This is a genomic window from Pseudomonas sp. RG1 (assembly GCF_025910115.1).
Lineage (GTDB): Bacteria > Pseudomonadota > Gammaproteobacteria > Pseudomonadales > Pseudomonadaceae > Aquipseudomonas > Aquipseudomonas atacamensis.
Map to the genome: position 1 here is coordinate 1 of NZ_JAPCIK010000012.1, position 19,853 is coordinate 19,853.

17 protein-coding genes, 1 tRNA gene, 1 pseudogene and 1 riboswitch are annotated in these 19,853 nt (G+C 60.1%); of the genes and pseudogenes, 4 read left to right on the forward strand and 15 right to left on the reverse strand.

The features are described from left to right. Positions 1 to 14 precede the first annotated feature (14 nt). The gene (locus tag OK411_RS07515) at positions 15 to 425 is read right to left on the reverse strand and encodes a low affinity iron permease family protein (protein WP_016771301.1); all 411 of its coding nucleotides are present in this window, start codon (positions 423 to 425) and stop codon (positions 15 to 17) included. A 159-nt stretch (positions 426 to 584) separates the two neighbouring features. On the opposite strand from OK411_RS07515, the gene tam reads away from it, so the two are divergent. Beyond that, positions 585 to 1,355, forward strand: a complete 771-nt coding sequence (tam, locus tag OK411_RS07520; protein ID WP_264364656.1) for a trans-aconitate 2-methyltransferase — start codon at positions 585 to 587, stop codon at positions 1,353 to 1,355. Between the two features lie 386 nt (positions 1,356 to 1,741). On the opposite strand, the gene OK411_RS07525 is transcribed toward tam, so the two are convergent. The 14 genes and pseudogenes from OK411_RS07525 to OK411_RS07590 all read right to left on the reverse strand — a co-directional run bounded on the left by OK411_RS07525 (position 1,742) and on the right by OK411_RS07590 (position 16,636). After that, entirely contained in the window at positions 1,742 to 1,900 is a 159-nt protein-coding gene (locus tag OK411_RS07525; RefSeq protein ID WP_264364657.1) for a hypothetical protein, read from the reverse strand. Continuing rightward, positions 1,897 to 2,430 (reverse strand): annotated as a pseudogene (locus OK411_RS07530) (zeta toxin family protein); the annotation flags it as partial. The pseudogene OK411_RS07530 and the gene OK411_RS07525, both read right to left, overlap by 4 nt. Before the next feature lie 251 nt (positions 2,431 to 2,681). Continuing rightward, positions 2,682 to 2,755: transfer RNA gene (locus tag OK411_RS07535), tRNA-Gly, on the reverse strand. 157 nt (positions 2,756 to 2,912) lie between these two features. Next, positions 2,913 to 3,797: an alpha/beta fold hydrolase gene (locus OK411_RS07540; protein ID WP_016771295.1), complete on the reverse strand. Its 885-nt coding sequence runs from the start codon at positions 3,795 to 3,797 to the stop codon at positions 2,913 to 2,915. 316 nt (positions 3,798 to 4,113) lie between these two features. Further along, positions 4,114 to 4,806, reverse strand: a complete 693-nt coding sequence (locus OK411_RS07545; protein WP_264364658.1) for a pseudouridine synthase — start codon at positions 4,804 to 4,806, stop codon at positions 4,114 to 4,116. 33 nt (positions 4,807 to 4,839) lie between these two features. Continuing rightward, positions 4,840 to 5,070: a cysteine-rich CWC family protein gene (locus OK411_RS07550; RefSeq protein WP_024011976.1), complete on the reverse strand. Its 231-nt coding sequence runs from the start codon at positions 5,068 to 5,070 to the stop codon at positions 4,840 to 4,842. Further along, entirely contained in the window at positions 5,063 to 6,550 is a 1,488-nt protein-coding gene (locus tag OK411_RS07555) for a sensor domain-containing diguanylate cyclase (protein WP_264364659.1), read from the reverse strand. Before OK411_RS07555 ends, OK411_RS07550 begins: the two co-directional genes overlap by 8 nt. A gap of 279 nt (positions 6,551 to 6,829) precedes the next feature. After that, positions 6,830 to 8,602 carry an allophanate hydrolase gene (atzF, locus tag OK411_RS07560; protein WP_264364660.1) on the reverse strand — a complete coding sequence of 591 codons (1,773 nt, stop codon included), beginning with the start codon at positions 8,600 to 8,602 and terminating at the stop codon, positions 6,830 to 6,832. A 25-nt stretch (positions 8,603 to 8,627) separates the two neighbouring features. After that, positions 8,628 to 12,275: an urea carboxylase gene (gene uca, locus OK411_RS07565; RefSeq protein WP_264364661.1), complete on the reverse strand. Its 3,648-nt coding sequence runs from the start codon at positions 12,273 to 12,275 to the stop codon at positions 8,628 to 8,630. A 282-nt stretch (positions 12,276 to 12,557) separates the two neighbouring features. After that, positions 12,558 to 13,199 carry an urea amidolyase associated protein UAAP2 gene (locus OK411_RS07570; RefSeq protein ID WP_264364662.1) on the reverse strand — a complete coding sequence of 214 codons (642 nt, stop codon included), beginning with the start codon at positions 13,197 to 13,199 and terminating at the stop codon, positions 12,558 to 12,560. 11 nt (positions 13,200 to 13,210) lie between these two features. Then, complete coding sequence (locus tag OK411_RS07575) at positions 13,211 to 13,936, reverse strand: urea amidolyase associated protein UAAP1 (RefSeq protein WP_110644979.1); 726 nt, start codon at positions 13,934 to 13,936, stop codon at positions 13,211 to 13,213. Between the two features lie 13 nt (positions 13,937 to 13,949). Beyond that, a complete protein-coding gene (locus OK411_RS07580) occupies positions 13,950 to 14,738 on the reverse strand; it encodes an ABC transporter ATP-binding protein (protein ID WP_038860550.1) in 789 nt (262 codons plus the stop codon). Next, a complete protein-coding gene (locus OK411_RS07585) occupies positions 14,735 to 15,550 on the reverse strand; it encodes an ABC transporter permease (RefSeq protein WP_024011982.1) in 816 nt (271 codons plus the stop codon). The genes OK411_RS07580 and OK411_RS07585 overlap by 4 nt, the downstream gene beginning before the upstream one ends. Before the next feature lie 18 nt (positions 15,551 to 15,568). Then, positions 15,569 to 16,636, reverse strand: a complete 1,068-nt coding sequence (locus OK411_RS07590; RefSeq protein WP_130900088.1) for a putative urea ABC transporter substrate-binding protein — start codon at positions 16,634 to 16,636, stop codon at positions 15,569 to 15,571. Between the two features lie 63 nt (positions 16,637 to 16,699). Further along, positions 16,700 to 16,800, reverse strand: a riboswitch (guanidine-I (ykkC/yxkD leader). Positions 16,801 to 17,149: 349 nt separating this feature from the next. Here OK411_RS07590 and OK411_RS07595 point away from each other — a divergent pair. The 3 genes from OK411_RS07595 to OK411_RS07605 all read left to right on the forward strand — a co-directional run bounded on the left by OK411_RS07595 (position 17,150) and on the right by OK411_RS07605 (position 19,851). Next, positions 17,150 to 17,554, forward strand: a complete 405-nt coding sequence (locus tag OK411_RS07595) for a hypothetical protein (RefSeq protein WP_039760873.1) — start codon at positions 17,150 to 17,152, stop codon at positions 17,552 to 17,554. Between the two features lie 197 nt (positions 17,555 to 17,751). Continuing rightward, positions 17,752 to 18,996 carry a glycosyltransferase family 4 protein gene (locus OK411_RS07600; protein WP_264364663.1) on the forward strand — a complete coding sequence of 415 codons (1,245 nt, stop codon included), beginning with the start codon at positions 17,752 to 17,754 and terminating at the stop codon, positions 18,994 to 18,996. Then, positions 18,997 to 19,851: a hypothetical protein gene (locus tag OK411_RS07605; protein WP_264364664.1), complete on the forward strand. Its 855-nt coding sequence runs from the start codon at positions 18,997 to 18,999 to the stop codon at positions 19,849 to 19,851. Positions 19,852 to 19,853: the final 2 nt, after the last annotated feature.

Sequence of the window (19,853 nt, forward strand, 5' to 3'; positions counted from 1 at the left end):
GTGTGTTTACTTGCTCAGCACTCATTCAAATCCTGCTTTGGCTTGCTCTTGTCGCCAAGCCCCTCAAGATCAAACACCTGATTCTCACCCAGCGCGCGGTAATGCCGGCGCAGCGCTTCAAGCTGTTTCAGATCCAGCGCCTCCAGCCCGAGCATCGCGTTCTGCGCTTCCTTGTTCACCCGCAGCAGCTCATCGAGTTTCAAGTGCAGAATGTCGGTATCGCGGTTCTGCGTGTTCTGAATCAGGAACACCATCAGGAACGTGATGATCGTCGTCGATGTATTGATGATCAGTTGCCAAGTGTCGTTGTAACCAAAAATCGGCCCGCTCAACCCCCACAACCCGATCAGGATCAACGCCCCCATGAACGTCTTCGGGCTACCGGCCCACAGGGCAAGTTTTTGGGCAATTTTTGCGAATTTCATGATGGGAGTCCTTGTTTTGGGAGCTTGAAATTCAGACATCGGCGTTGCGCTGAAAATTCTGTTTACAAGTTTCGGTGCAGGACTTTGGTAGGGAAGGCGTACGGCGCAGATCGCGGTATCGTGTCGACAGTCGACAGAAAACCCCAACAGGAGAACGCAATGAGTTGGTCTGCCAAGCAGTACGTCGCTTTCGAAGATGAACGCACCCGTCCGGCCCGTGATCTGTTGGCGGCGATACCCACGGCGCACGCCCGGGCGGTGGTGGATATCGGTTGCGGGCCGGGCAATTCCTCCGAGTTGCTGGTGCAGCGTTTTCCCGAGGCCAGGGTCAGTGGCCTGGACAGTTCGGCGGACATGATCGCCGCCGCGCGCAAGCGCTTGCCCGATGTGCAGTTCGAGGTGGCCGAGATCGACAAGTGGGCCGATGAAGGCCCGTTCGATGTGATCTTCGCCAATGCAGTGTTGCAATGGGTGCCTGATCACGCTTCGTTGCTGCCAGCCTTGGCGAGCAAGCTTTCAGATGGTGGCAGCCTGGCGATCCAGATGCCGGACAACCTCAACGAACCGTCCCACCGCTTGATGCGTGAAGTCGCCGCCAACGGGCCGTGGGCGAGCAAGCTCGCAGACGCTGCCGGGCAGCGTACCGACATGGCCAGTGCCAGTGAGTATTTTTCGATGCTGCGCCCGCATTGCGCGCGGGTCGATGTGTGGCGCACCACCTATCACCACCAACTTCGGGACGGGGCGGCGGGGGTGGTGGAGTGGTTCAAGGGTAGCGGGTTGATTCCATTCCTGAGCCCATTGACCGAGGAGGAGCGGGCGCAGTATCTGCAGCGGTATCTGGCGGAGGTTGCCAAGGCTTATCCGGCCTTGGCTGACGGCTCGGTGCTGTTGCCGTTTCCACGTTTGTTTATTGTTGCGACTCGCTGAATCACGCCTCTAACTTTCTGGAGTTCGCCACGTTATCTCAGGTCGGCGCATCCCTTGAAAGCAATCCGGTCGGTTCCTCAAGGCCGAGGAATATATCGAGCAGACTCTCGCTGCGCTCGCCAACTGGAAGAAAGTATTAACTCGATTGAATGTCCCGCACAAAGCCGGGGAGCCGATCTTCAATGTACTGGCGAGGCTGCATCTGGATTTCGAGGAAGCAAGCTGCAGACGGGTGGGCAGCATTGTTCGTTCTGATAGATGTTGACGCTGACATTTCAAATCCCAGCCGCTAAAAAGCGACCAGCAAGGCAATTCCAACACGCCGTGACAACTGCCCAATAAAAAGCCCGGCGCGTGCCAGGCTCTACTTTACTCTCTCAGCACCGTCACGCTTGCTTCTCACGTGCCGCCAGCATCACTTCAATCTGCTTTTTGGTAGCTTCGGTCAGCACTTCGCTGTAAACACGCTTTTTCTCCTCCAATTTAGCATTTCGGATGAAGTCTGCGAACGGACTGGTGGATTCCTTTTCGGATCCGAATTTCATGTGATTGCTCCGTCTGTGATCCCAAGCGTAGCCATCAAATCAGGTCTCGTATGCTTCTCGGGGATATGGTAGTCGATCTTGTCAATTCCAGCCTTGTAGAGACGCCCGGAATTATCAATATGCTTCACAAGGAGATCGACATGCAGGTCTTTGCCTATCTTAAGCGTGTTCACCACGTCACGGGCTGCGAAGTACTGGTCGACGAAATGCTCTGGCCGGATTCTCCGTCCTTCGGCTTCCTCTCGATTCCGAACGAAAGACCAAGCAAGTCTTGGATCCTGATAAACGTAGAGAATTTGAACGAATCTCCCTTTATTAAGGCAACGTTGCACATTGTTCCTTGCGATCTCGATATTGGACAGTGTTCCATCCAACAGAAAGGATTGCTTTCGGTCCAACGCAAGGTCTATCAACTTGCCGACGAGAATCGAGACTGCGCCTTGGAATAGCCAGGCATTACCACCTTGATAGGCTTCGAACTCGTTCCTGAGTTCGTCGGGATCAATTCGCAGGATTGGCGTGTCGGAGAAGGTGCCGTGACAGCTGCGTTTTCGCTGGTGGAGACTCCGGTGTGCGCCCCGGCGATGGCTCTGCTTGATATTGTTGGAATGAGCGAAGCGTATGCGGAATTGGCGGATCTACAATCTACGGTTTGTTTCTGAATTGGTCTGCGCTGGTAACCAGATCTCAAATCCCACGCACAAAAAAACCGGCCATCAAGGCCGGTCTTTTCTATTCCTGCATCCCTCGTCGGACAACACAACGCGAGATCAATATTCGGTGGAGCGGGTAGAGGGAATCGAACCCTCATCTAAAGCTTGGGAAGCTTTCGTTCTACCACTAAACTATACCCGCTCAGAGCGGCTGACTTTGTACCAGACTCGGCCACGGATTTGAAGTTTTCTTTTCTCTGCGAGGGCTTTGCCACGCAGAAATCGGTCGATCGCGAGCAAGGGCTGCGCCGGTGCAACAGGCACTTCAAGCTTGCAGCCTTGCCCGCGATGACGCTGTTTCAAATGGCCAGGGCATGGTGATCCTGCACAAACGAGTAGCGCGTTCGGCTGGCTTGCGGCGCAGGTTTCAGAAAGCCCAGCAGAGCGTTCTGGCTGTCGCGGCAGGCGGCCTTGTGCTCCATGTCGAGGAAGTGCCCGGTGGCTTGCAGGGTGGTGAAGCTGCTGTGCGCTACGTGATTGCCAAACAGGCGTGCGTCTTCAGCAGCGGTGTATTCGTCCCATTCGCCATTCAGGAACAGTACCGGCACGCTGATCTTTTTCGCCGCATTCAGATAGCACTGGCGATCGCTGTGCAGTACGTCGTTGATGTGAAAGTGCATCTGCCCGTACTCATGCTCGGCGAGGCTGCTGACATGGCGATAGTTGAAGCGCTTGAACAGCGACGGCAGGTGTTTGCCAATCGTGTTGTTGACCAGATGACCGACCCGATCGCCGTCTCGGCTGCCGAGGTAATCGACGCCGCGCTCAAGGTAATCGAGCATGTGCGCATTGATCACCGGGGAGAACGAGCTGATCACGGCTTTTTCGATGCGCCGCGGTTGCTGGGCGAGGGCGACCAGAGTGGCGGCGCCGCCCCAGGAGAACGACAGCACGTGTTCGGCGGCGAAGTGATCGATCAGCTCCAGCAGAATCTGCCCTTCGACTTCCTTCGTCAGATGTTTCTCATGCCGGTTGTGGGCTTTTGAGCGGCCCGCGTAGGGCTGGTCATAACAGACCACGTTGAATTGCGGGTGCAGGTTTTTCACGGTCTGTGCAAACGACGCAGTCGTGGCCATCGAGCCGTTGACCAGAATGATGGTCTTTTCTGCGGCGTCTGCGCGATAGAACTCCGTGTAAACCCGATACTGACCCTGTATATCCAGCACAGCGATTTCTGGCCTCATGTCATAAGACTCCTGGCAAGCAAGCGGGTATGCGCGCAATCGAGATTGCACGAGCTTTGTGACAGGTAGGCATACGCCTGAAATTTGCTGGCCCATGTCGATCCGGTACGGCAGGTCGACGGGTGTTGTTATTGGCGGGCAGATTGCCGGCTGAGGCGCAGCCCTTGAGGGCAAACGACCGACAAAAAGTTTCTTGGAAGTATGTGGTGACTCATCGGTCACATTTCGGCCGACGTCCTGATTCAAGCAGGGGACTCAGGATCACGCAAGTGCCGTCGGCGAATTGTTCGACAACTTCGGCTGAGCGGTCGCCGGCTTAGAACAAATGAATCTCTTCGGTGCGCAAAGCGCGGTACTCGCCCGGTTTTAGCGCGTGATCGAGGGTCAGTTCGCCGATGGATTCGCGGTGCAGGCGCAGGACTTTGTTGTTGAAGAAGCCAAACATGCGCTTGACCTGATGGTAGCGGCCTTCAACGATGCTCAGTCGCGCCGAGCGTGGGCCGAGCAGCTCAAGCTGCGCCGGTTGCGTGGTCAGATCTTCGAAAGCGAAGTAGATGCCCTCGGCAAATTTCAGCGCGTAGCTCGGGTCGATGTGCTGTTCGGTTTCGACGTAATAGACCTTCGCCAGTTTGGTTTGCGGCTGCGTCAGGCGTCGCGACCAGGCGCCGTCATTGGTGATCAGCAGCAGCCCGGTGGTATTGAAATCCAGACGTCCGGCGATGTGCAGATCGTCCTTGTGCGGTTCATCGAGCAGGTCGAGCACGGTCGCATGCTGCGGATCGCGGGTGGCACTGACGCAGCCCGGGGGTTTGTGCAGCATGAAATAGCGCGCCGGTTTGCCGCTCTGCAGCACCTCATCGTCGACTTCGACCCGGCTGAATTCCAGCACCTCACTGTGCGGGTCGCTGACGACTTTTCCGTCAATCCGCACGCGCTTTTCCACCAGCAACAGGCGCACCTGCTGACGGTTGTAGCGGGGCAGATTGCTGAGGAAGCGGTCGACGCGCATGGTCAGAATTCAACGGACGAAGGGCCGCGCATCTTACGGGATCGGCCGCCGGCCTGCTTGCAGTTGCGCTTCGACCTGTGCGCAGCGCGGGCACAGGCAGGCTTGATTGCGCAGCGCGGCCGGCAGCGCTTCGAGCACCGCCGGGTCGATGGTCACGCCATAGCACCAGCATTCGCGGTCGGCGGTGCGCGGGTCGGCGAGGCTGCAATCGTTGCGCGCACCGCAGGCCGGGCAGTGGTCGGGTTTGACGTCGTTATCAGGCATAGGTCGAGTGCGGCATTTCCATGCAGGTGCGGTTGCGCCCGGTTTGCTTGGCGCGGTACATCGCATGATCGGCCCGCGACAGCAGAGTGTGCAAGGTGTCATCGCGTTGCACGGTGGTGGCGCCGATGCTCACGGTCAGATGCAGGCTGTGGCCATCGTAGGCATATTCGTGTTGTTCGACGTGCTGGCGGATCTTCTCGGCAATTTTCTGCCCGGTCTCGCCGTCGGTGTCTTTCAACAGAACGATGAACTCTTCACCGCCCCAGCGGCAGACGATGTCGGCGTGACGCAGGCAACTTTGCAGGTCGCGGGCGAAACCGATCAACACCTGATCGCCGGCCATGTGGCCGTAGGTGTCGTTCAAGGCTTTGAAGTGGTCGAGGTCGAGCAACAACGCGGTCAGCGGCTTGGTTTCCCGTTGGGCCTCGTGCAGCGCTTGCGCGGCGAGGATGTCGAAGCCGCGTCGGTTCGGCAGTTCGGTGAGACTGTCGAGGGTGGCGTGCGCCTGAATCTTCGCCTGGAAGCGCTTGATCACTCGATTGAGCAAGGCCAGCACGATCAACGTCACCAGCAGGCAGATCAGCAGATTGAGGTACAGCGACTGGCGGATCTCGCTCAGCGCGCCGTCCTCGCGTTTATCGACGAACAGGTACCAGTTCAACTCGGGGATAAACCGCACGTTGAGAAAGTGCCCCTGGCCCTGAGTGGAATATTCGTAGCTGCCGCTGTGCGGCTTGGGCAACTGGCTGACCAGACTTTTCATGCTCTCCAGTTCGCCAAGACTCTGGCCGATGTGCGCGCCTTCCGGGCCACCCTCGGCACCGGTCAATACGAGGCGGCCGAAGGTATCGACGAAGTACACGCTGCGTTGATAGCGCTGTTGATACTTGTCGATCAGCTTGATCACCGCGTCCACGGTGAGGCCCACGCCCGCGGCGCCGATGAAGCGGTTGTGGTAGTCGTAGACCTTGTAGTTGATGAAGAACGTCAGGTTGTCCTTGTTGGCCAGATCCGGGTCGACGTTGATCTCGTACGGGTCCTGCATGTCGCGCACGCGGAAGTACCAGGTGTCGCGCGGCTCGTTGACTTTGACCTGCTTGAGCACGCCTTTGGCGTGGTAGTAGGTGAGCGTGGCATTGGAAACGAAGAACGCCGTGTAGGCGCCGTAATGGGTCATGACCTCGTCGAGATAGCGGGTCATCTGCTCGGGATTCTGCTCGCCGTTGACCACCCAGTCGCGCATGAACGTGTCACGAGACATCATTGAGGAAATCAGGATCGGCCGGACCAGGTCTTTCTGGATTTCCGAATAGACCGTGTCGGAGGTCAGTGGCAGTTCAGTGTTGACGATGTTGTCGCGGATCGACTCGCGGGACGCGAAGTAGCTCAACAGTGAGGTGGCGAGAAACCCGGCGCCGAGCAGGGCGACCAGGGTGAGCACCAGTGAACGTTGCGAGTACAAGGGAGAACGAAGCGGCATGGCAGATCCGTTGGCAGTGGCCCGATGGGATGCATTCTAGTGGGATGGTCGGGAAAACACTGCGGGATTTGTGCCTGAAATGGCGGGGGATATGACGTAGCGGTGTGTCAGGGAAATCGCAGCCCCTCACCCCAGCCCTCTCCCGGGGGAGGGGAGCTGGATTGTGGGTGATGGAAAATCTGTGATCGACTCGGTATCAGCCAATGGCAACCGATGGACAGTCACCTCACCCTGGCCCTCTCCTGGGGGAGAGGGCCAGGGTGAGGGCGAGCTTTCGGATCAGCCCCGGGATGCCAGATACGCCCGCCATCCCCCCAAATGACTGATATCCACCGCACCCTCCAACCCATACGGCTCACAGATAAACCCGCTCTCCCAGCGCCCATCCGCCAGTTGCACCTTGCCCAACCCCAGCGGCGCCGGAATCCCGGTGAGAAACGAGCCCAATTCGCTGCTCGGCAACTCCCAAACCTCCACGGCAATCGCCACGCCGCCGTCCTTGACCCGCACCATGCCCGGGCGCAATGGCGGGCCGCCGGCGAGGGCGTGCAGTCGATAGTCCGGCGAACTGAACGTGGTTTCCAGCAAGCGCCCGCCACGCTGGGTCAGTTGCCAGTTCAGCGCCAGCCCTTGCAGGTGCGCGCCGCATACCACCAATCGAGCGCGGTCATTGCGCGCAGGGTTCGCCGGAGCTGACAGGGCGCTGTCCTGCTGGCGCTGCAAGGCATCGGCCACGCCCAACAGATACTGATCGGTAAATGCCCGCCCGAACAACGTCACGCCCCACGGCAAACCATTGCTCATGAACGCGGTCGGCACGGCGACGGCGGCGTAGTCGAGCAGGTTCATGAAGTTGGTGTAATAGCCCAGTTCGGAATTGCGCAGCACCGGCTCGGCCGCAAGCTCGGCCAGGGTCACTGGACGGCCGATGGTCGGCGTCAGTACGCAGTCGAGATTTTCCAGGGCCTCGTCGCAGAGGACCTTCAGCGCCTGCAATCGATATTGCGCGCGGAAGGTCTGCACGCCGGTCACTGCCGGAGCCTTGGCCAGCACCGCACGGATCACCGGCAGCACCGCTTCGGGGGTCTGCTCCATCAGCTCACCGGCGACGCTGTAACGCTCGGCGACCCACGGTCCGTCGTAGAGCAGACGCGCTGCTTCGAGAAATGGCGACAGGTCCAGTTCGACCGCTTCGCCACCCAGAGCCTTGAGCCGTTCGATGGCCGCTGCGAACAGTTGCGGCCCCTCGTTGCAGCCGAAAAATTCAAGGTCCTGCGCCCGTGGCACACCAAAGCGAAACGGTCGTGGCGCGCCGAACGCCGAGCCGTCGTTCCAGGCCGGGTTGCCTCGGCTGTATTCATCGCGAGGATCGTGTTTGGCCGTCAGCGCCAGCAACTGACTGGCCTCGCGAGCAGTGGCGGTGAAGGTGGTCACGCAGTCCAGCGTGCGGCACGCCGGCAGCACGCCAGCGGTGGAAATCAGGCCCTTGCTGGCCTTCAATCCCACCAGATTATTCAGCGCCGCCGGCACTCGCCCGGAACCGGCGGTGTCAGTGCCCAAGGCGAAACTCGCCACACCCAGCGCTACCGCCAGGGATGAACCCGCGCTGGAACCGCCGGACGGATATTCCGCCAGCACACTGTTCGGGCACGCGCCGTAGGGCGAGCGGCTGCCATTGAGGCCGGTGGCAAACTGATCAAGATTGGTCTTGCCCAGCGGAATCGCCCCCAGCGCCAACAGCTGCTCGACGATGGTCGCCGACTGCTGCGGCACATAGGCGAACGCCGGGCACGCGGCGGTGGTCGGAATGCCGGCCAGATCGATGTTGTCCTTGATCGCGAATGGCACGCCGTACAGCGGCAGACTGTCGAGGTCACGACCGTCGAGGGCGGCCAGATACGGCTCCAGTTCATCGACGCTGAGCAGGTGGATGAACAAGTGATAGTCGGGGTTCAGCGCAGCGGCTTTTTCGCGCAGTTGCAGCAGCAGTTGGCGCGGTGTGGTATCGCCATTGCGATAGGCCTGGCGCAGTGCATCGAGTTGCAGATTCATCGGTTGATCCTTATAAAAAATGGCTTCAGTCGAGTTCCAGCACCACCACCCGTTGTCCGGCGCGCACCGCCGAACCGGGTTGCACGCGGATCTCTCGCACCACACCGGCCAGCGGCGCGAGCACAGGGATTTCCATCTTCATCGACTCGAGAATCACCAGCACGTCGCCCGCCGCGACACGCTGACCAGCCTCGACCTGCACCTGCCAGAGATTGCCGGCGATGTGGCTGTCGACGCTGTGTTCACTGTTTTGCAGCGGTGCTTCTTCGCTGGCGTCAGGCACGGCTTCTTCGCTGTCGAAATGCGCCTGGCCGCTGGCGATCCAGCGCTCGCGTTCAGCCTTGAACGCGCCCTGTTGCTGCGCACGGAAGGCGCTGATGCCCTCGGCTTCCTGGCTGAGAAATGCCTGATAGTCGGCGAGGTTGAGCTGGCTGTGTTCGATGTTCAGATCAAAGCGCCCCAGCGGGAAATCACGGCGGATACGCAGCAGTTCTTCGGCGCTGACCGGGTAGAAGCGGATCTGATCGAAGAAGCGCAGCAGCCACGGTTTGCCGTCGAACGCGGCGACTTCGCGATAGCGATTCCACATCTGCAGAGTGCGCCCGACAAACTGATAACCGCCCGGGCCTTCCATGCCGTACACGCACATGTAGGCCCCGCCGATGCCGACCGAATTTTCGGCGGTCCAGGTGCGTGCAGGGTTGTACTTGGTGGTCACCAGACGATGACGCGGGTCGAGCGGCGTGGCCACCGGCGCGCCGAGGTAAACGTCGCCAAGGCCCATCACCAGATAGCTCGCATCGAACACCGTACGCTGCACTTCGTCGAGGTTCGGCAGGTCGTTGATGCGCCGGATGAACTCCAGATTGCTCGGGCACCACGGCGCGTCCTTGCGCACGGTGGTCATGTATTTGTCGATCGCCAACTGGCAGGCCGGGTCGTCCCACGACAGCGGCAAGTGCACGATGCGCGACGGCACTTGCAAGTCCTTGGCGGCGCACACCGCGTCCCATTCGCCGGCGATGATGCCGAGCAGATCGGCCAGCGGCAGTTGCTCCGGCTGGTAGTGCACTTGCAGCGAGCGAATGCCCGGGGTGAGGTCGATCACGCCATGCAGGGCTTGGCTTTCCAGCGCCTGCATCAGCGCGTGGGCGCGGAAGCGCAGGACCAGATCGAGCTCCGGCGCGCCGATTTCCAGCAGTAAATGAGTGTCGCCAGAAACCCGTGCAACCAGTCGCTGATCGCCTTGACCCAACTCCAACACCACAGGCGACATCAAACCCTGTGGGAGCGAGCCTGCTCGCGAAGAGGCCGTGTCAGTCAATATCGATTTGTCTTTGCCGACGCTTTCGCGAGCAGGCTCGCTCCCACAGGGGGCATCCCATTTCAGGGCGAGATCGCGGGCGGTCTTGAGGTCGACGGGAATGAACTGAATTTTATCGCCCGCCTTGAGCTGCCCCAGCTGCCACAGGTCCGCCTCGATCACCGTCACCGGGCAGACAAACCCACCCAGGCTCGGGCCATCCGGGCCGAGGATCACCGGCATGTCCCCGGTGAAATCCACCGCACCAATCGCATACGGATTGTCATGGATGTTCGACGGGTGCAGACCTGCTTCACCGCCATCCTCACGCACCCACTCAGGCTTCGGCCCGATCAGGCGCACGCCGGTGCGGCTGGAGTTGAAATGCACTTCCCACTGGGTCGCGAAGAATGTGGCGATGTAGTTTTCGCTGAAGTATTCCGGCGCGCCGTGCGGGCCGTAGATCACCCGGATCTGGCGCACGCTCGGCAGCGCGGTGATGTGCTGTTCGGCCAGTTGTTGGTCGGCGCTGTGGTCGGTCAATGCCGGCACATGCAAGACATCACCGGCCCTCAACGCGCGACCGCCATGCCCGCCAAACTGGCCGAGGGTGAAGGTACTTTTGCTGCCCAGATAATCCGGCACCTGCACGCCGCCGCGCAGGCACAGATAACTGCGCGCGCCGGCGCCGCTGATGCTGCCCAGCTGCAACGTCGCGCCGGCCGGGATCAGCAACGCGGTGTTCATTGGCACCGGTTCAGCGTCAAGGGTCAAGGCAATCGGCGCGCCGGTCACCGCGACCACCGCGTCACAATTGAAGCGCAGGATCGGCCCGCTCATGGTGATTTCCAGTGCGGCGGCGCCTTGTTCATTGCCGAGCAGACGATTGCCCAGGCGCAGCGCTCGGCTGTCCATCGGCCCCGAGGGTGGCACGCCGACGGCCCAATAGCCGAGGCGTCCGGGATAGTCCTGCACGCTGGTCTGCGTGCCGGCGCTGAGCACTTCGAAGGTGTTGGCGTGATACAGCAGATTTTCCAGACAACGGGTCCACGGCTGACCGCTGGCGAATGGAGCATCGAGCAGAATCTGCCGCAGATAGTCGCGGTTGGTTTCCACGCCGTACAACAGGCTATCGCCCAATGCCTGATGGAGTTCGGCGCGAGCCTGTTCGCGACTCGGCGCCCACGCGATGAGCTTGGCAATCATCGGATCGAAATACGGCGGGATTTCCACGCCGGCCTCGACCCAGGTGTCGATGCGCAACTCAACGCCGTTGGCGGGCGGAAATTGCACAGCGGTCAGCAGGCCCGGGCTCGGCTGGAAATCACGCCCCGGATCTTCCGCGTACAGACGTGCCTGAATCGCATGGCCCTGCGGTTCCAGGCCTTGATACAACTCGTTCAGCGGCGGCAGATCACCAGCGGCCAGCTCGATCATCCAGCGCACCAGATCCACGTCCCACACCTGTTCGGTAACGCCGTGCTCGACCTGCAAGCGCGTGTTCACTTCGAGAAAATAGAAGCGCTGGGCTTCGCTGTCGAAGACGAATTCGACGGTGCCGGCGCTGCGGTAATTCACCGCTTGCGCCAGTTTGATCGCCGCTGCGCACAGCTCATCGGCCATGCCTTCGGGCAGGTTCGGCGCCGGGGTTTCTTCGAGGACTTTCTGGTTGCGCCGCTGCACCGAACAGTCGCGCACGCCGAGAGCGACGACTTCACCGCAGCCGTCGCCGAACACCTGCACTTCCAGATGCCGCGCGCGTTCGATGTACTTCTCGATGAACACCCCGGCGTCGCTGAAGTTGTTCTGACCGAGGCGTTTCACCGCTTCGAATGATTCGCTCAATTCACTGGCGCTGCGGCACACGCGCATGCCGATGCCACCGCCGCCAGCGGTGCTTTTCAGCATCACCGGGTAGCCGACCTGTTCGGCGGCACTCAGCGCGCAATCGAGGCTGTCGAGCAGGTCGGTGCCTTCGAGCATGGGTACGCCGTGCTGTTTGGCCAACGCGCGAGCAGTGTGCTTGAGGCCGAACACCCGCAATTGCTCCGGCGTCGGGCCGATGAAGGCGATGCCCTGCGCTTCGCAGGCTTCGGCGAACGCTGCGTTCTCGGAAAGAAATCCGTAGCCGGGATGAATGGCGGTGGCGCCGCTTTGTTTGGCGATCGTGAGGATTTTGTCGACGGCCAGATAGGTCGCGGACGCCGCGCCTTCGCCGAGGCTGTGCGCTTCAGCGGCCTGGGAAATATGCAGGCTGGCCGCGTCGGCTTCGGAGTACACCGCGATGCCTTTGGCCTTGAGCACATTGATCGTGCGCAGGATGCGACAGGCAATCGCGCCTCGGTTGGCGATCAGGATTTTTTCGAACATGGCATAACCCCTGAAGGGGGAGCGGGCCGTCCCGCTGTTTTTCGACAGACATCCGGGCCGTCCCGGATGGAAAAAACACACTTCACTCAAACCCACCACAAACCCCCTGTGGGAGCTGGCTTGCCAGCGATGAGGTCGGCACATCCAACATTGTTGGTGACTGAAACATCGCAATCGCTGCAAGCCAGCTCCCACAGGACTATCAGTGCCTTGAAGGTTTCAGGCACTGCCCGGAACGCGCCTGGCACAGGGCAAAAAGCCAACGGCGTAAACGGCTGATGGTCAATTCCATACCAGCAACTCCGCCGGGGTCGGGTTGTAGGCATTGCACGGGTTGTTCAACTGCGGGCAGTTGGAAATCAGCACGATGACGTCCATCTCCGCGCGCAAATCAACGTACTTGCCCGGCGCGGAAATACCGTCCTCGAAGGTCAGCCCGCCATCCGCCGTCACTGGCACGTTCATGAAGAAATTGATGTTCGGCCCGATGTCGCTCTTGCTCAATCGGCCGTCGTGGGCGCAGGCGCGCAGGTAGTTGTCGCGGCAGCTGTGCATGTAGCGTTTTTCCAGGGCGTAGCGCACGGTGTTGCTCTCTTGCGCGCAGGCGCCGCCGAGGGTGTCGTGGCGCCCGCAGGTGTCGGCAACGATGGTCAGCATCGGCTGGCCGAGGTTGGAATACAGCACGCTGCCGGTGCTCAGGTAGACGCTATTCTGTCGGTGCAAGGTGCGTTGCACGTCGTAGCGTTCCTTGGGGTTGGCGAGGCTGTAGAACAAAGTGTCGACGGCCTGATTGCCTTCCAGATCGAGGATGCGCAGGGTCTGCCCGGCCTTGACTTCCATCAGCCAGGGCTCGCCGGCGGGAATGGTCGCGCGGTAGATCGCGCTGTCGGCTTGCTTGTGCGAAGTGGCGATTGCGAGTGACATGGCGGCGATCCTCAGGCGAACAAACGGTCGGTGTTGATGAAGCCGCGCTCGTTTTCCGGGCGCGAAGTGCGGCAGTGTTCGGCGACGCTGGCGTCGGCGTTCATCCAGCTCAGCTTCAAGGGTTTCGGAGCGTATTCGGGGGACGGGTCCATCGGATGTTGCAGGGCGGTGAGCACCATCAGGGTGTCCATCGGCGCGTACAACTCGATGTAGTCACCGGCCTTCGAGTTGCCTTCGACGAAGTGGAAACGCCCGGCCTCATCGACGTTCACGCGGCTGAACAGATTCAGGGTCATCAGCAGGTCGGACAGGCCCAGGCCCCACTTGCCGAGCTCCACCAGCAGGTTGTCGGTGCCATTGCGAAAGAAGCCGTTGCGCAGTTCCTGGTAGCGGCCCTGACCGTACTTTTCGGCGACTTCCTGTGCGCACAGCACACCGCCGAGGCTGTCGCTCCAGCCGCAGGTGTCGGCGGTGATCGCGGCGAGTACGCGGCCCATGTCCGAGTACAGGCAGTGGCCGGCGGTGAGCTTGGCGGTGTGTTGGCATTTGAGGCTGTCGGGCAGGTTCAATCGCTCGGTTTTTTCATTGGCATTGAGCAAGGTCAGGCTGACGTTAGCGCCACCGCGCAGGTCGGTCAGGCGCAGCAATTGGCCGCGCTTCAGTACGAAGGAACGGTGGCCGCCGCCCGGCAGCAGTTCTTCAGCGAAGGGTGGGAATAGTTGGATTGAATCAGTCATTGCAGCAGTCCTCTCAAGCAGTGCGAAGGGTGCCCGCCAGCGGCAGCGGCAGGGCCTCGACGGCGGCGCGCTGGGCGCGGCGGTCGCTGTTCAACGGGATGTCGTAGGTGATGCGGGCGCCATAGGCGCCGGGGGCGTGCGGGTCGAGGCGCACCTTGTCGAACACCAGCAGGCGCGTGCCCAGGCTGAAGCCTTCCGACAGGTCGTGGGTGACCATGAACACCGTCAGTTGCGTCTCGCGCCACAGCTCCAGCAGCAGCGCGTGCATGTCTTTGCGAATGCCCGGATCGAGTGCGCCGAACGGCTCGTCGAGCAGCAACACGCGCGGCTTCATGATCAGCGCCTGAGCGATGGCCAAGCGTTGCTGCATGCCGCCGGACAGCTGTGCCGGGTACTTGTCCAGCGCATGGCCGAGGCCGACTTTGCTCAGCAGTGCTGCCGCCTGTTCGCGCGCCTCGCGTTTGGCGTTGCCGAACAGCCGGCCAAGCAAGGGCGCGCGCGGCAATTCGAGACCGAGGGCGACGTTGTCGAGCACGCTCAGATGCGGGAACACCGAGTAGCGTTGAAAGACCACGCCACGGCTGGCATCCGGCTCGCTGGCCAAGGGCTGGCCGTCGAGCAGAATCTCCCCGCGACTGGCGGTTTCCTGGCCGAGCAACAGGCGCAGGAAGGTCGATTTGCCGCAACCGGAGGCGCCGACCAAGGTGCAGAACTCGCCTTCGTTGACGTTCAGGTTCAAGCCTTCCAGAACCACTTGATCGGCGTACTGCTGCCAGACGTTCTTTACTGTGATGAAGCTCATTTCGCCGCACCCTCGTACCAAGGGAAAGCGCGCTGGGTCAGCTGTTTCAAGCCCCAGTCCATCAGCCAGGCGAGCAGGGTGATCCACACCACGTAGGGCAGGATCACATCCATCGCCAGGTAGCGCCGCACCAGAAAGATCCGGTAGCCGAGGCCATCGGTGGAGGCGATCGCTTCGGCGGCAATCAGGAACAGCCACGCCGAACCGAGCATCAAGCGCAGCGAGATCAGCAAGCGCGGCAACAACTGCGGCAAGACCACGCGCAGCATCAGCGTCCAGGTCGAGGCGCCGAGGGTCTGCGCCTTGATCAGCAGTTCGACCGGAATGTCACGGGCACGCTGTTCCAGATCCCGGGCCAGCGCCGGGGTGATGCCAATCACGATCAGCATGACTTTCGATAACTCGCCCAGGCCGAAGACGATGAACAGAATCGGCAGGATCGCCAGCGGTGGCACCATCGACAGCACCGTCAGCAACGGCGACAACGGCGCGCCGAACAGCGGCAGGGTGCCCGCCGCGATACCGAGGCAAAGACCCGCCAGCGCCGCGATGCCGAGGCCGATGGCCAAACGGCGCAGACTCGACGCGGTGTCTTGCCACAACAGATATTCACCGGTGCGGCTGTCGGCGTTGAAGGCCAGGCGTTTTACCGCGTCGCTCATCTGCACGGCGCTGGGCAGCAGTTTGTCGTTGGGGTTGTCCGCCAGGCGCTCGGCCGAGCCTGTGAAGTAGGCGAACAGCACCAGCGCGAACGGCAGGATCACCAGCAACAGGCGACTCGGGCGATCGGGGTGGCGATTGATCAGGCGCATGGCCAAATCCTCCGTGGCTTACAGCTTGGCGTCGGCGGCCATCTGCACGTAGGTCGGATCGAAACGCAGCTTGAGGTTGGCGGTGTCGCCGCTGGTCACGCCGTTGGCGAAGGACATGCCCACCGCGCTCGGGTCTTTCGCGCCTTCGCCGAGCAGGCCGTGCTCGAAGGAGAACTCAGCGACCTTGCGCATGGTGTCCGGCAGTTGTTTGCTGGTGGCGAAATTCAGCGCTTCGCTCGGCGTGGCGAACAGTTTTGTGGTGTCCAGTTGCGCCTGGAAGCCTGCCAGATCGGTGCCAGAGGCCTTGGCCATGTGTTCCAGCGCAGCTTTGCTCGCGGCGGTTTTCGCGTTCATCAAAGCGACCACTTCGAACCACGCGCCGGTCAGCGCTTTGCCCAGCGCCGGGTTGTCTTTGAGGGTGGCGCTGTTGACCACCATCATGTCCATGATCTCGCCGGGAATCTGGCTGGAATTGAACACTTCGGTGACGCCGGGTTTGGCTTTGATATCCGAGAGCATCGGGTTCCAGGTGGTCACGGCGTTGACGTCGTCGGTGTTGAATGCGGCGGCAATGTCGGCGTCGGAGGTGTTGACCACCTTCAGGTCTTTCTCGGTCAGGTCCACCGAGTCCAGCGCGCGAGCCAGCAGGTAATGGGAGACCGACAGCTCGACCAGATTGACGTCCATGCCTTTCAGATCAGCGACTTTTTTACCTTCGCCTTTGAGCACGATGCCGTCGTTGCCGTTGGAGAAATCGCTGACGATCAGCGCGGTGCTGTCGACGCCACCGGCAGCGGGAATGGTCAGCGCATCCATGTTGGTCATGGTGCAGCCGTCGAACTGGCCGGCGGTGTACTGGTTGATCGATTCGACGTAGTCGTTGAGCTGCACGACGTCGATCTTGATCCCGTATTTCTTCGCCCATTTGTCGACGATGCCCTGGCTGCCGGCGTATTCCCATGGCATCCAGCCGGCGTAGATCGTCCAGCACACGCTGAAGTGGTCTTTCTGGGCGGCGGAAGATTGCGTGCTGATAAGCGCGGCGAAGGCGGCGGCGAGCAGGGCGGGGAAACGTAGTCGGATCATTGCGGATTCTCCAGTTGATCGAGGGCGGACAGGAAGGCAACGCGGCACCGCGAACGGTGGCTTGTCTCCCGGGCTTTTGTCCCGCCGTGTAACCTCAACTGGAGGTCGCCAACTCTCGGACCAGCCACTCGCGATTGCGAGCCGGAACCCTAGTCAGCCATTGCAAATTGTGGTGCCGCGAACCTGTGATGACTCCTGCACGGGTTTGCTAAAGCGAGAGGCGTGCCAAGTCGCGCCGAGGCCTCTGCGGCGGGGATCTGCTGGATTGCCGAGGTGAGCGTGGCGAGCGACAGCGCATCGTGGTGGTGCGCGGTTGCACCGTCATGCAGCGCGTTTACGCATCACTGGTCGCTGATTTTGCGGATAAACAAGATTTCATAATCACTTGTTTCAACTTGTTGCAGGAACGCACCAGATTCTGAAATCGCTGTCTGATTCTTCGACAGTCAGCAATTGCTGACGGTCGCCTGCCAGCGTCGCTGGTGTGGCCAACCCGCGGTCCAGGAGGCCGCCATGTATCGCCGAATCGTACTGCTTGCCGTGATGCTTTTTTCCCTTGGCGGATGCGTTCCTTATTCCTATGGAGACAGCTACTACAGGTCAGAGGTCTACACATCACCCGCACCGGCCTATTACAGCGGTGGCGGCTCCTATTACCGCAGCGGCGGCACTTATTACACTCAGCCGCGCTACTACCAGCCAGCGCCGCGGTACTACCAGCAACCGCGTTATTACCAGGCGCCGCGGCACTATCAACCGGCCCCTCGTTACTACGAAAGCCGTCGCTGGCACGGCAACGATCGCGGACGCTGGGACGGTCACCGTCGCGGCGGCTGGGACAATGACCACCGGGGTCGCGGCAACTATGATCGTCACAGCGGTCGCCGTGACTACAACGGCCGTGGTAACCGCTGGTAACTGACCGTAAATAAAAAAGCGGCGCATGATGCGCCGCTTTTTTTTGCCCGTCGAAAAGTCCTTCCGTTGGCCATCTCCTAGGACAATCCCGGAAGCGTCCTACAGTTTCATTTCGTGGTGTTTGTTAGCGTTCGTGGATGCCGAACGAGGCGAGCAATCCTCAGCTCGATAGCGGCGAAAAATGGACGTTCAGCGCTATGAAGCTACTGGTTATTCATCAAAATTTTCCCGGTCAGTTCCGTCATGTGGTACTGGCAGCGCTGGAGCGCGGTGATGAGGTTGTGGCGATCGGCCGGGACACGGCACCGGGCGTCGCCGGTGTGCAAATCCATCGATATCGAGCGACCAGCCGAGCGCCCGGCAATATTCACCCCTATCTGATCCGCTATGAGCAAGCGGTGATCGACGGGCAGAAGGTTTTTGAAATCCTGGGCAGGCTGAAACGTTCGGGTTACCAGCCAGACGTCATCCTTGCTCATCCCGGATGGGGGGAAACGCTGTTTGCCAAGGATGTCTATGCCGATACGCCGCTGATTCACTATTGCGAGTATTACTATCGAGCGCAGGGCGCCGACTGCGGGTTCGACCCCGAATTCCGGCGAGCCGCAAGAGAGTCGTCACGGCTGCGCGTGCTCAACTCGCTGCATCTGTTGAATCTTCAACAATGTGATATCGCAATCGCGCCTACCCAGTGGCAGCGCAGCCTGTTTCCGGCCGCTTACCTGTCGGCGATTCGGGTCATTCACGAAGGTGTGATTCAAAGTTCTGACCTGGCGAAAGTCGGGGCAGTCAGATTGCCCAATGGAATCGAGCTCAAAGCCGGACAGCCGATCGTTACCTATGTCGCCAGAAACCTTGAGCCTTATCGCGGCTTTCACAGTTTCATGCGAGCGATCCCGCTTATTCAGGCCGAGTGTCCTGATGCGCAGATCATCGTGGTTGGCGGTGATGGTGTCAGTTATGGGAGTAAGCCGGTCGGGTACCCGGATTGGCGCAGCAGGATGGAGGCGGAGGTCAGTTTCGATCACTCCAGAGTGCATTTCACAGGGAAACTTCCTTACCAGACTTACCGCGCGGTTCTGACATGCTCCAAAGTCCATGTTTATTTGACGTATCCGTTTGTCTTGTCGTGGTCGTTACTGGAGGCGATGGCGTCTGGTTGTGTGGTTGTTGCGTCGGATACGGCTCCGGTAAGGGAAGTCATTGTCGATGGGGCTAATGGCGTGTTGGTGGATTTCTTCGACCATCAAGGAATTGCCAGAAGTGTAAGCAAGGTTTTGAAGTCGGCAGGTGAGTACGAGGGTCTTGCCAGCGCCGCGAAGTTGACGGCAGGTCGGTTCAGTGTGGAATCGGGCGAGAGCCAATACTTTGAGGTTTTTGCAAGCGCGATATCCGGGCATAACGACATACCAACCGTTCCGCAGTTTGAGCGGGAGGTTTGAATGTCCAGGAAGTCGCGTAAGCAAGCGATCAAGTGGTTTAAAAGGCTGTTGAAGTATGGTTTGTTTTTTTATGTCTGTTATTGCGTAGCAGAATTTTATATTCACAAAGAACAATCCGCCCAATCGGCGATTATTCACCAGGCAGACGAGAAGGCCTGTCAAAACAAGCTGGCGAGCATGCAGCAAGTGCCGATATTAGGCGGCGCCTATATAGATAAGACGCTAGTCCCTGAGTTTTACGTTGGCATGCCTGAGATGGTGAACAAGAAAGCGTGTCTGGCGATTGCTCTGAAGGGGCTTTTCTGGTGGACCGGGACGGGGCTGCGCCGGCACCAGAATCAGCGCCTGGAACCGATCCCCGAAAGCTGGCGGCTCTATAAATTGAATGCCGGGCTTTTTACCAGAAAGGAAACTACCGAGCCCCATGAGCGGGGTTATCGACACGTCAACTGGCCGGATGAGTTGATTGTGAAACTAAAGAATTATCCGGGGCTGGAGATTTGGCTCGATGCACCTCCGCCGCATTTCAAGAATGAAGATTCGGTTAGAACGTTTGTCATTACTGGCTGGCCGCGGCGAGATGGAACCCCTCGGTTGATCAACTGTGACGGCTTGATTCGCCCGGCTTCGGAGGAAAGGCTGACTGACGAGAAACTGGCAAGGTTCAGCAGAACTGAATTGGAAAATCTTGATTTCGGCAAACTGAATTTCTTCTGCAATATCAATCTGGATAACTTCGACTTTGCCGGGGGGCACGGTAGCGTAGGTCTCGGATTAGCGTCATTACGCGAAGCACCTGAGATGCTCAGATATCTCAGTGACTATCTTTCACGCTCTGTTATTACAAGGAAGTAACA